The 12,009-nt window shown below is 58.1% G+C and carries 13 protein-coding genes; 6 read left to right on the top strand and 7 right to left on the bottom strand.

The features are described from left to right. Positions 1-909 carry a flagellar protein MotY gene (locus AB7M26_RS11510; protein ID WP_123500686.1) on the bottom strand — a complete coding sequence of 303 codons (909 nt, stop codon included), beginning with the start codon at positions 907-909 and terminating at the stop codon, positions 1-3. A 157-nt stretch (positions 910-1,066) separates the two neighbouring features. On the opposite strand from AB7M26_RS11510, the gene pyrC reads away from it, so the two are divergent. Together pyrC and rnt are read left to right on the top strand one after the other, a co-directional pair. Continuing rightward, complete coding sequence (pyrC, locus tag AB7M26_RS11505) at positions 1,067-2,113, top strand: dihydroorotase (protein ID WP_192345602.1); 1,047 nt, start codon at positions 1,067-1,069, stop codon at positions 2,111-2,113. Further along, positions 2,110-2,787, top strand: a complete 678-nt coding sequence (gene rnt / locus AB7M26_RS11500; RefSeq protein WP_008069497.1) for a ribonuclease T — start codon at positions 2,110-2,112, stop codon at positions 2,785-2,787. The genes pyrC and rnt overlap by 4 nt, the downstream gene beginning before the upstream one ends. Before the next feature lie 119 nt (positions 2,788-2,906). Here rnt and AB7M26_RS11495 read toward each other — a convergent pair whose 3' ends face one another. Next, positions 2,907-3,509: a peroxiredoxin gene (locus tag AB7M26_RS11495; protein WP_007898510.1), complete on the bottom strand. Its 603-nt coding sequence runs from the start codon at positions 3,507-3,509 to the stop codon at positions 2,907-2,909. 322 nt (positions 3,510-3,831) lie between these two features. On the opposite strand from AB7M26_RS11495, the gene AB7M26_RS11490 reads away from it, so the two are divergent. After that, a complete protein-coding gene (locus tag AB7M26_RS11490) occupies positions 3,832-4,050 on the top strand; it encodes a bacterioferritin-associated ferredoxin (RefSeq protein WP_429384310.1) in 219 nt (72 codons plus the stop codon). A gap of 199 nt (positions 4,051-4,249) precedes the next feature. Beyond that, on the top strand, positions 4,250-4,723 hold the full coding sequence (bfr, locus tag AB7M26_RS11485; protein WP_123500680.1) for a bacterioferritin: 474 nt from the start codon (positions 4,250-4,252) through the stop codon (positions 4,721-4,723). Between the two features lie 197 nt (positions 4,724-4,920). Here the strand turns inward: bfr and grxD are convergent, their stop codons facing one another. The 3 genes from grxD to AB7M26_RS11470 form a co-directional block, all read right to left on the bottom strand. Continuing rightward, positions 4,921-5,262, bottom strand: a complete 342-nt coding sequence (gene grxD, locus AB7M26_RS11480) for a Grx4 family monothiol glutaredoxin (protein ID WP_007898513.1) — start codon at positions 5,260-5,262, stop codon at positions 4,921-4,923. A 97-nt stretch (positions 5,263-5,359) separates the two neighbouring features. Continuing rightward, complete coding sequence (locus AB7M26_RS11475; protein ID WP_429384305.1) at positions 5,360-7,468, bottom strand: molybdopterin oxidoreductase family protein; 2,109 nt, start codon at positions 7,466-7,468, stop codon at positions 5,360-5,362. A gap of 134 nt (positions 7,469-7,602) precedes the next feature. Continuing rightward, entirely contained in the window at positions 7,603-7,893 is a 291-nt protein-coding gene (locus AB7M26_RS11470; protein ID WP_192345600.1) for a hypothetical protein, read from the bottom strand. 405 nt (positions 7,894-8,298) lie between these two features. On the opposite strand from AB7M26_RS11470, the gene argF reads away from it, so the two are divergent. Then, positions 8,299-9,219: an ornithine carbamoyltransferase gene (argF, locus tag AB7M26_RS11465; protein ID WP_032830187.1), complete on the top strand. Its 921-nt coding sequence runs from the start codon at positions 8,299-8,301 to the stop codon at positions 9,217-9,219. Beyond that, complete coding sequence (locus tag AB7M26_RS11460) at positions 9,216-10,325, top strand: ABC transporter ATP-binding protein (RefSeq protein ID WP_123500674.1); 1,110 nt, start codon at positions 9,216-9,218, stop codon at positions 10,323-10,325. The genes argF and AB7M26_RS11460 overlap by 4 nt, the downstream gene beginning before the upstream one ends. Positions 10,326-10,370: 45 nt before the next feature. Here the strand turns inward: AB7M26_RS11460 and AB7M26_RS11455 are convergent, their stop codons facing one another. Both AB7M26_RS11455 and ybaK read right to left on the bottom strand, forming a co-directional pair. Beyond that, positions 10,371-11,153, bottom strand: a complete 783-nt coding sequence (locus AB7M26_RS11455; protein ID WP_429375092.1) for a PhzF family phenazine biosynthesis protein — start codon at positions 11,151-11,153, stop codon at positions 10,371-10,373. A 110-nt stretch (positions 11,154-11,263) separates the two neighbouring features. After that, the gene (ybaK, locus tag AB7M26_RS11450) at positions 11,264-11,734 is read right to left on the bottom strand and encodes a Cys-tRNA(Pro) deacylase (RefSeq protein WP_218399012.1); all 471 of its coding nucleotides are present in this window, start codon (positions 11,732-11,734) and stop codon (positions 11,264-11,266) included. Positions 11,735-12,009: the final 275 nt, after the last annotated feature.

Genomic DNA, 12,009 nt, shown 5'->3' with positions numbered 1-12,009 from the left:
TCAGGAGGTCTTCGCGCTGCCCGCGGAAGCAGTGGCTGGAGGCGCCGGTTGCTCGGTCGGCGCTACCCGTTCAAGGCGTACGGCGACCCGGCGGTTTTTCGCCCGATTGGCGGCAGTGTTGTTCGGTGCCAGAGGATAGCGCTCACCGTGAAAACGCAGGGTGATCTGCGATTCCTGGATACCATTGGCCTTGAAGAAATCCATCACGGCCAACGCCCTGCGTCGCGACAGTTCGCGGTTGGTCAGGCGATTGCCGCTGTTGTCGGAATGGCCATCGAGTTCGATGTGGTTGACCGTCGGATCGGCTTTCATGAATTCCAGCATGACCTGCAAATGGGCCTTGGCTTGGGCGTCTAGATCAATGCCCTCCCCCGGAAAGCCGACTTCGGATTGCTTCACCTGTTCAAAATTCTGCGGCAGCAACTTGGCCACGCAACCCTGGTAGTCACTATAGGCCTTGCTGAATTTGACCGGCAGCAGGCGGACTTCAGATACCCGCCCCTCGCCCGAGGAGTGTCGAACCACTGGGCTGCGACCGTCCAGTAACCCGCTGATCAAGCGCCCGGCCTGAACTTGCGAGCTGTTGAACAGCACGTTGCCACTGCCGATTCGTACCGACCCCAGGTTGATGTCGCCACGCCCCGGCTGCCATGGCGCAGCGGCCGCCAGCAAGGTCGCGGAACCGCCACCGATCATCGAGTTGTAGGCCTTCAAGCGAAATGTCGCCTGTTCGCCGGCACGACGCACGAACTCTCCCGAGCCGAAATCGGTGATGGGTTGAGTCAGGCGGCATTCGAACTTGTCACCTTCGACCGTCCACTCGATGCTCTCCAGACGGGTCTGGAAAGTGAGCGCCATCGCAGGAAGGCTGGCAAACACACTGAGCAAGGCTAAATAACGCTGGCGCACGGGAGGCTCCACTGGCTTGTGCAACAAAAAGACCGACACACATATTTACGGCGTACCTGTTGGATATCGGAAGCTTGCCGCAAAACTTGATAGCGAGTGCCTGCAAGAGTCTTTTCCGGTAGCATTCCCCTGAGTTTGACCCGCCTGGAATCCCCTCATGTCCGACCGCCTGACCCTGCTGCGTCCCGACGACTGGCATATTCATCTTCGCGATGGTGCTGTGTTGCCCAATACCGTCGCGGATGTCGCGCGCACCTTTGGTCGCGCCATCATCATGCCCAACCTGGTACCGCCGGTGCGCAACGCGGCTGAAGCCAATGGCTATCGCCAGCGGATTCTCGCCGCGCGTCCGGCCGGCAGCCGTTTCGAACCGCTGATGGTTCTGTACCTGACCGACCGCACCCAGCCCGAAGAAATTCGTGAGGCCAAGGCCAGCGGTTTCGTTCACGCCGCCAAGTTGTACCCGGCCGGCGCGACCACCAACTCGGACTCTGGCGTCACCAGCATCGACAAGATTTTCCCTGCACTCGAGGCCATGGCCGACGTCGGGATGCCCTTGTTGGTTCACGGTGAAGTCACCCGTGGCGATGTCGACGTTTTCGATCGCGAAAAAATCTTCATCGACGAGCACATGCGTCGAGTGGTCGAGCGTTTCCCGACCCTCAAAGTGGTGTTCGAACACATCACCACCGCTGACGCCGTGCAGTTCGTCAACGAGGCTTCGGCCAACGTCGGCGCTACCATCACCGCGCATCACCTGCTGTACAACCGCAACCACATGCTGGTGGGCGGGATTCGGCCGCACTTCTATTGCCTGCCGATCCTCAAGCGCAATACTCACCAGGAAGCCCTGCTCGACGCCGCCACCAGTGGCAGCGACAAGTTCTTCCTCGGCACCGACTCGGCGCCCCATGCCCAGCACGCCAAAGAAGCGGCTTGCGGCTGTGCCGGTTGCTACACCGCTTATGCCGCGATCGAGATGTATGCCGAAGCCTTTGAACAGCGCAACGCGCTGGACAAGCTCGAAGCCTTCGCCAGCCTCAATGGCCCGCGTTTCTACGGCCTGCCGGCGAATACCGATCGCATCACCCTGGTCCGCGATGAGTGGACCGCCCCAACCAGCCTGCCGTTTGGCGAGCTGACTGTAATCCCGCTGCGCGCCGGTGAAAAACTGCGCTGGCGCCTGCTGGAGGAACACGCGTGAGTGAAGACCATTTCGACGACGAACAGGACGGTCAAGGCAACGGAGGTGGTCCTCGTCATCCAATGGCTGCCAGATTCCGTGGTTACCTGCCGGTTGTCGTCGACGTAGAAACCGGTGGCTTCAATTCGGCCACCGATGCCCTGCTGGAAATTGCGGCGACCACCATCGCCATGGACGAAAAAGGCTTTGTGTATCCCGATCACACCTACTTCTTCCGCGTCGAGCCATTTGAAGGCGCGAACATCGAAGCGGCCGCTCTGGAGTTCACCGGGATCAAGCTCGATCACCCGTTGCGCATGGCCGTGAGTGAAGAAGCAGCCCTGACTGATATTTTCCGCGGCATCCGCAAGGCCCTGAAAGCCAACGGCTGCAAACGGGCGATTCTGGTCGGGCACAACAGCAGCTTCGATCTGGGCTTCCTCAACGCCGCTGTCGCGCGCCTGGACATGAAACGTAACCCGTTTCATCCATTTTCCAGCTTCGATACCGCGACCCTCGCAGGTCTGGCATACGGTCAAACCGTATTGGCCAAGGCCTGTCAGGCCGCCGATATCGATTTCGACGGTCGCGAGGCTCATTCGGCTCGCTACGACACCGAGAAGACTGCCGAGCTGTTCTGCGGCATCGTCAATCGCTGGAAACAAATGGGCGGTTGGGAAGATTACAACGACTGATCTGTTACTAATCGGTGGCGAGGGAGCTTGCTCCCTCGCCACCGATGAACAGAATGGGTTTATCCCGCCCATAAAAAAACCGGCCTTATCAGCCGGTTTTTTTATGCCTCGAACGTGCCTTACAGCGCAGCAGCGTTCTCGGTCAGGTAAGCCGCAACACCTTCGGTGGAAGCGGTCATGCCTTTGTCGCCTTTTTTCCAGTTGGCAGGGCAAACTTCGCCGTGCTCTTCGTGGAATTGCAGAGCGTCGACCAGACGGATCAGCTCTTCGATGTTACGGCCCAGCGGCAGGTCGTTGATGATCTGCGAGCGGACAACGCCTTTGTCGTCGATCAGGAACGCGCCACGGAAAGCCACGCCGCCTTCGGACTCAACGTCGTAGGCCTTGGCGATTTCGTGCTTCAGGTCGGCCGCCATGGTGTAGCGAACTTCGCCGATGCCACCATTGTTGACCGGGGTGTTGCGCCAGGCGTTGTGGGTGAAGTGCGAGTCGATCGAAACGGCTACCACTTCCACGTTGCGTGCCTTGAAATCAGACATGCGGTTGTCCAGAGCGATCAGCTCGGACGGGCAAACGAAGGTGAAGTCCAGTGGGTAGAAGAACACCAGGCCGTATTTGCCTTTGATGGCCGAGGACAGGGTGAAGCTGTCTACGATTTCGCCATTGCCGAGTACGGCCGGTACGGTGAAGTCAGGGGCTTGTTTGCCTACGAGTACGCTCATTGGATATCTCCTGGTGTAATAACGTTGAACAGGGTTCATGCCAGCCTGCCACCCTCGGGCGACAGCCCTGTGACACAAACCTGCTTCGCAAAAGGCCGACCATCATACACCGCGTTTTTCACCTGTCCTTAGCGCCTTAATGGTTTTTTTCCTGGAAGGTAAAAAGACCGCTGCTATATTTTTCTCCTGACAACGTGAGAAGAAACCGTTCGTCAGTCACATGCCCTTATGACGAAAACCTTTCAGAAACCACTTTGACAATCATTCTCGTTAACATTAAGATCCATCGCAATTGAGTCACAACCAGCGACGGTTTTCACTTATGTATGTCTGCCTCTGCACTGGCGTCACCGACGGTCAAATCCGCGATGCAATCTATGAAGGTTGCTGCAGCTATCGGGAAGTCCGTCAGGCCACCGGCGTTGCCAGCCAATGCGGTAAATGCGCCTGCCTTGCCAAGGAAGTGGTCCGTGAAACCCTGGGCAAACTGCAATCGGCCCAGGCGTCGATCCCCTACCCCACAGAATTTACCGCCGCATAATGACCGTATTACAAAGAACCGGACTTGATGTCCGGTTTTTTTATGTCTGAAAATCAACCGCTTAGGCGCTAGACGCGGAACACAAACATTCTTATTCCGATTAATTTTCATTTAAGTTTCAATAACTTAGGTTTGACACTCTTAATTACGCGGCTCAAACTCTGCCTTATAGACAGCTAATACAGGGCAGGACCCCATCATGAAAGGCGACATTACAGTCATCCAGCATCTCAACAAGATCCTTGCCAATGAGCTGGTCGCGATCAATCAATACTTTTTGCATGCACGCATGTATGAAGATTGGGGTCTGAACAAGCTCGGCAAGCACGAGTACCACGAATCCATCGACGAGATGAAGCACGCCGACAAGCTGATCAAGCGCATCCTGTTCCTTGAAGGCCTGCCGAACGTCCAGGACCTGGGCAAGCTGAACATCGGCGAACACACCAAGGAAATGCTTGAGTGTGACTTGAAGATCGAACGCGACGGCCATGCCGATCTGAAAGTCGCTATCGCTCACTGCGAAACTGTTGGCGACTTCGGTAGCCGTGAACTGCTCGAAGACATTCTTGAATCCGAAGAAGAACATATCGACTGGCTGGAAACCCAACTGGGCCTGATCGATAAAGTCGGTCTTGAGAACTATCTGCAGTCGCAGATGGGCGAAGAGTAAATGCTACGCCGCTAATCGCGACGCAATAAAAAGCCCCGCTCTTTTTTATAGAGGCGGGGCTTTTTTATGACCGAATTTCAGGTTCACCCTAGAACAGATGTGGGAGCGGGCTTGCTCGCGAAAACGGTATGTCAGTCAACTTATCTGTTGAATGTTATACCGCCTTCGCGAGCAAGCCCGCTCCCACACATAGCGTCTCAGGCGTCGGTCTTGTTGGCCGCAGCAGCTTCAACAGCGGCTTTGATCGTCGCTTGCAACGAACCGTCAGCAGCCATCTCAGTCATGATGTCGCTACCGCCGACCAGCTCACCACCGACCCACAATTGCGGAAAGGTTGGCCAGTTGGCGTACTTTGGCAGGTTGGCGCGGATTTCCGGGTTCTGCAGGATGTCCACATAGGCAAACTTTTCGCCACAGGCCATTACAGCCTGAGCGGCTTTCGCGGAGAACCCACACTGTGGGGCATTCGGCGAGCCTTTCATGTAAAGCAGAATGGTGTTGTTGGCAATCTGCTCTTTAATCGTTTCGATGATATCCATGGAGCACCTCGGCTGAACTTTCCGACTCAGTGGTCGGCACGGTGGCGCATTGTAACGGAAACCCGAGCGCCATGCTCGGCCTCCCCGACAGTCATATTCATGCCGCCGCCACGGTCACCGGCACGCCGTTCAACGCCGCATTACCCGACAACTCATCGAGCTGACATTCGTCAGTCAGGTCATTGGCGCTGGAGCCGGGTTGACCGCTGGCAATCGTCATCTGCACACCCGGTCGCGCATGACCCCAACCGTGAGGAAGGCTGACCACACCTTTCATCATATCCAGGCTGGCGACCACTTCAACCTCAATCACCCCGACCCGCGAACTGACGCGCACCCGCTGCCCATCGCTGAGCCCGCGGCTGGCCAGGTCGTCCGGGTGCATCAGCAGTTGATGGCGCGGTTTGCCCTTCACCAGACGGTGATAGTTGTGCATCCATGAATTGTTGCTGCGCACATGGCGGCGGCCGATCATCAGCAGCTCATCGGCAGCCGGAGCTTGTAGCGCCGCGAAGCGCGCCAGGTCGGCGAGGATCTCGACAGGCGCTGCCTGGACTCGCTGACTGGCGGTCTTCAGGCGTGGCACCAGGTTGGGTTTTAGCGCCCCGAGATCGATACCGTGAGGATGATCGAACAGAGTCGCCAGTGATAGCTTATGTTCCGAAGCGTCGCCATACCGTCCCATCCGCAGCCCCAGGTCGATCATCTGCGCGGGGGCGATGGTTGGCTTCAGCTCTTTGCCAGTCTTCGCTGCAAAAGCCTTGGCCAACCCTACGAAGATTTCCCAGTCATGCAGCGCGCCTTCGGGCTTGGCCAGGATCGCCCGGTTGAAGCGGGTGACGTTGCGCACCGCGAACATGTTGAACGTGGTGTCGTAATGATCGTTTTCCAGCGCCGAAGTCGACGGCAGGATCAGGTCGGCATAACGCGTGGTTTCATTGATGTACAGGTCGACACTGACCATGAACTCCAATCCGTCCAGCGCCTGCTCCAGTTGCCGGCCATTGGGCGTGGACAGCACCGGATTGCCCGCCACGGTGATCAGCGCGCGGACCTGCCCTTCCCCTTCGGTAAGCATCTCTTCGGCCAGCGCCGATACCGGCAGTTCTCCCGCGTATTCCGGACGCCCGGACACGCGGCTCTGCCACCGGTTGAAATGCCCCCCCGAGGTCGAGGCCACCAGATCCACCGCCGGCTCGGTGCACAACGCACCGCCCACCCGGTCGAGGTTGCCGGTGACCAGATTGATCAGTTGCACCAGCCAATGGCACAGGGTGCCGAAAGCCTGGGTCGAAACCCCCATGCGACCGTAGCAGACCGCTGTCGGCGCTGCCGCGAAGTCCCGTGCCAGTTGGCGGATCTGCTCGGCGGGCACCGCGCACAGCGGGCTCATGGCCTCGGCGGTGAAACCTGAGATCGCTTCACGCACCTCATCCAGGCCATCGACCGGTAAATGACTGTCGCGGGTCAGACTTTCAGCGAACAAGGTATTGAGCAGCCCGAACAACAGCGCCGCATCGCCACCGGGGCGCACGAACAGATGCTGATCAGCCATCGCCGCCGTTTCGCTGCGACGCGGATCGACCACCACCACTTTGCCGCCCCGGGCCTGAATCGCCTTGAGGCGCTTCTCCACATCCGGCACGGTCATGATGCTGCCGTTGGAGGCCAGTGGATTGCCGCCCAGGATCAGCATGAAATCGGTGTGATCGATGTCCGGGATCGGCAGCAGCAAGCCGTGGCCGTACATCAAATGACTGGTCAGGTGATGGGGCAACTGATCGACCGATGTCGCGGAGAACCGGTTGCGGGTTTTCAGCAGGCCGAGGAAATAATTGCTGTGGGTCATCAACCCGTAGTTGTGCACGCTGGGGTTGCCCTGATAGACCGCCACCGCGTTCTGCCCGTGACGCTCCTGAATCGCCGCCAGGCGTTCGGCAACAAGACTGAAAGCGTCTTCCCACTCGATAGGCTGCCATTCGCTGCCTGTTCGCAGCATCGGCTGACGCAGGCGATCCGGATCATTTTGAATGTCTTGCAGGGCAACCGCTTTGGGGCAGATGTGCCCACGACTGAAGGTGTCCTGCGGATCACCCTTGATCGAGGTGATCTGTACGCTGCTGCCTTCGACCTCAGAGGTTTCGATGGTCAGGCCGCAGATGGCTTCACACAGGTGGCACGCTCGGTGATGGAGAGTCTTGGTCATGGCCAGTCTCTGTTTTGTTCTGGGCGGGCAATAGCGGCCGCGGGAACAAAACTATGGCGCGCGATCCGCCCCTTTGCCAGCGACGTTCGTCTTGTGAATCGGCGACTATCAGGCCAGCCGATGGCAGCAAGGGATCAGTTCGATGGCAGACTCGGCGGCGCCTGCAACTGGATCTCCTCGATGGTTTCGATCTGCTCATGGGCAACATGCACGCCGGTGAGCTCGCCGATCAATCGCCAATGCTCGTCGAGCCCGGCGCTGATGGTGGCCATGCGGTCGATCATGCGCCGACCGGCCGTCTTCGTGACTTCGTCTTCACTACGCAACAACTCGAAAGACATCGAGGTCATGGAAGCAGTGAGGTGGGTCAGGGAGCGTGCCGTAAGGCCGAGTAGCTCCATCAACAGCTGTTCTTTCGATTCCATTCCAAAGGCTTCCTGCATCGCTCGTGCACTAGTTATAACCCAGCACTTTGCTTTAGCAAATGTTTCGGACAAGACACATTGCCCGCCAAAGGCCCGAATGACAGGTCAAAAACCGACCGCCAGCGTGTCGCCCGCGTCCTGTTTGATTGCCAAGTCCGGCGAGCGCGGTGTACAAATGGTTAGCTGCTGTCAGGAAACAGGCTTCAAAAGCGCTACTGCGGTCACCCGTAGCCCCTCTGAAATCCTCTAAACACCGTAGCCCATTGGAAAAACGCGACATTTAATGTCAATATCGCGCCTTCCCCTATTTCGTCGCCCCGTGCGGCTTACGCCGCAGGTCTCGCCCGTTTTTCAGTTAAACAAGGCTTTGAGTATCTGCGGTCTGTTGCAAAAAGGTAGTCAATGATGAGCGCAAGGCACTTTCTCTCCCTGATGGATTGCACGCCCGAAGAGCTGGTCAGCGTGATCCGTCGAGGCGTTGAGCTCAAGGACCTGCGTAACCGCGGCGTACTGTTCGAGCCTTTGAAAAACCGCGTCCTGGGGATGATTTTCGAGAAGTCCTCGACCCGCACACGCATCTCGTTCGAAGCCGGCATGATCCAGCTCGGCGGCCAGGCGATATTCCTGTCGCCACGCGACACCCAATTGGGTCGCGGCGAGCCGATCGGCGACTGCGCCATCGTCATGTCGAGCATGCTCGATGCGGTGATGATCCGTACCTTTGCCCACAGTACCCTGACCGAATTCGCCGCCAATTCCCGCGTGCCGGTGATCAATGGCCTGTCCGATGACCTGCACCCCTGCCAGTTGCTGGCCGACATGCAAACCTTCCTCGAACACCGTGGTTCGATTCAAGGCAAGACCGTGGCCTGGATCGGCGATGGCAACAACATGTGCAACAGCTATATAGAAGCGGCGATCCAGTTCGACTTCCAGTTGCGCATCGCCTGCCCGGAAGGTTACGAACCCAATCCTGAGTTCGTGGCTAAAGCCGGCGATCGGGTGACCATCGTCCGCGACCCGCAGGAAGCCGTGCGCGGCGCGCACCTGGTGAGCACCGACGTCTGGACCTCCATGGGCCAGGAAGAGGAAACCGCCAAGCGCCTGAAGTTGTTCGCACCGTTCCAGGTCAACCGTGCCCTGCTCGACCTGGCCGCGCCGGACGTGCTGTTCATGCATTGCCTGCCGGCCCACCGTGGTGAGGAAATCAGCCTCGACCTGCTCGACGACTCGCGTTCGGTGGCCTGGGATCAAGCCGAAAACCGTCTTCATGCACAAAAGGCCTTGCTCGAATTCCTCGTCCCGCCTTCGTACCACCACGCATGAGCCAGCCATTACTGCTGAACCTGCGCAACCTGGCCTGCGGTTATCAAAACCAGCGGGTTGTGCAGAACCTCAACCTGCATTTGAATGCCGGCGATATCGGTTGCCTGCTGGGGTCTTCGGGCTGCGGCAAAACCACCACCCTGCGGGCGATTGCCGGTTTTGAACCGGTGCACGAAGGTGAAATCCAGCTGGCGGGCGAGACCATCTCCAGCGCCGGTTTCACCCTTGCCCCGGAGAAGCGCCGGATCGGCATGGTGTTTCAGGATTACGCACTGTTTCCGCATTTGAGCGTGGCCGAGAACATCGCTTTCGGAATCCGCAAGCATCCGCAAAAGGATCGCATCACCGAAGAACTGCTCGAACTGGTCAATCTGAAAAACCTCGGCAAGCGCTTCCCCCATGAGCTGTCCGGTGGCCAGCAGCAACGTGTGGCGTTGGCCCGCGCCCTGGCGCCGGAACCTCAACTGCTGTTGCTCGACGAACCGTTCTCTAACCTCGACGGCGAATTGCGACGCAAGCTCAGTCATGAAGTACGCGCCATTCTCAAGGCGCGCGGCACCAGTGCAATCCTGGTGACCCACGATCAGGAAGAAGCCTTCGCGGTCAGCGACCACGTGGGCGTTTTCAAGGAAGGTCGCCTGGAGCAGTGGGACACGCCCTACAACCTCTATCACGAACCCCTGACGCCATTCGTGGCCAGTTTCATTGGCCAGGGTTACTTCATTCGCGGCCAGTTGAGCAGCCCGGAGTCGGTGCAGACCGAGTTGGGTGAATTGCGCGGCAACCGTGCCTACACCTGGCCAATCGGTTGTGCCGTGGATGTGTTGTTGCGTCCGGACGATATCGTCTATGCGCCGGACAGCCCACTGAAGGCGCAAATTGTTGGCAAGAGCTTCCAGGGGGCATCGACTCTGTACCGCTTGCAGTTGTCTACGGGCGCGCAGCTGGAGTCGATTTTCCCGAGTCATGCCGATCATCTGGTCGGTGCTGAAGTAGGCATTCGGGTGGCGGCTGAACACTTGGTACTGTTTCAGGCGAACGGCAGCACGGCGGCGCAGATTCCGGTGATCGAATCCGGTGTTCGGCGGTACAGCACCGCCAGCTGACACCAGAATCTGTAGGAGCGAGGCTTGCCCGCTCCTACAAAAAAATCATCCGAGCATTAATTTGCCGCTTGCAACCAGCGTCGCATTACCGCCAATGCTCACTCGATCCCCTTCCAGCTGGCAGAACAACTCCCCGCCTCGCGCCGAACACTGATAAGCCGTCAGACTCGACTTGCTCAAGCGTTCCGCCCAATACGGAATCAGGCTGCAATGGGTCGACCCGGTCACCGGGTCTTCGTTGATGCCGATTGCCGGGGCAAAGTATCGCGACACAAAGTCATGCTTGCTGCCCTTGGCGGTCACAATGGCGCCCAGCCATGGCAGTTTTGCCAGCGCAACCATGTCCGGCTGACAATCGAGCACCGCTTGCTCGGACTCCAGTACCACGAACAATTCTTTCGAACCCAACACATCGACTGCTTTCACACCCAAGGCGCGCTCGATATCCAGGGTCACGCCCACTTCCGTCGGCACGATGACCGGGAAATCCAGCCACAAGCGCTCGCCCTCACGACTGACACTCAGCGGGCCGGACTTGCAGATAAAGTCCAGTCGCTCGACCGGTTCCTTATAGACTTCAAACAGAACATAGGCACTGGCCAGGGTCGCATGGCCGCATAACGGGACTTCGGTGGTCGGGGTAAACCAGCGTATGTGCCAGACGGCACCCTCATGTACCAGAAATGCGGTTTCGGCGAGGTTGTGTTCGGCGGCGATTTTTTGCATCAACTCATCGTCAAGCCAGGAATCGAGCCGGTACACCATCGCCGGGTTACCACTGAATGGACGATCACTGAACGCATCAACCTGATGAAACTCCAACTGCATGGCACTTCTCCCTTTTTCAGGTCGACGAGCATGAAGCCACGAAGAGCCCTTCACCAGTGACAGAACGAATCAATTTCCACCATACAGGCTGAACGCCCGAGGCCTTCTGTTCAGGGGCGACCGATATCGGCGAACTTCGCCTGGGTGTGTTCGGCCAACACAGCGGGCGCCAGTTCCACTTCCAGTCCACGCCGTCCGGCGCTGACGAAGATGCTGGAAAAAGGCTGAGCCGAACGATCAATAAAGGTACGCAGACGCTTCTTCTGCCCGAGTGGACTGATGCCGCCTAACAGATAACCTGTCGAGCGCTGTGCAGCTGCGGGATCGGCCATTTCGACTTTCTTCACCCCGGCGGCCTGCGCCAGCGCCTTCAAGTCCAGACTTCCGACGACCGGCACCACCGCCACCAACAATTCCCCCTTTTCGCTGGCCGCCAGCAATGTCTTGAACACCTGCGCCGGGTCCAACCCCAGTTTTTCCGCGGCCTCCAGACCATAGGACGCTGCCTTCGGATCATGTTCGTAACTGTGCACGCGATGTTCGGCACGAACTTTTTTCAACAAATCCAATGCGGGGGTCATGGCAGCTCCAGGCTTGGCGGCAGAAGAAAAATACTGGGCACGATTCTAGGTCATTGATCGATAAAAGGCTCTATTACAACGCTATTTCAAAGCTTGGCCGGGCTTCTGTGCCGTTCGTCCACGATCGGCCTGCCCGATGAACGATGCGGTCATTCACGTGACTAATAGTTGAAATGTGACCGACAGTTCACTTTCGACCTTTGACAGCAGCGTTTCTTGTCTATATTTTTTCGAATCTGAATACTGTACGAATGTCTCACCGCAGCACCCAGCAG

Source organism: Pseudomonas sp. F-14 TE3482 (assembly GCF_053629455.1).
The sequence above is the reverse complement of the archived record's forward strand: the minus strand, read 5'-3'. Positions and strand labels throughout refer to the sequence as shown.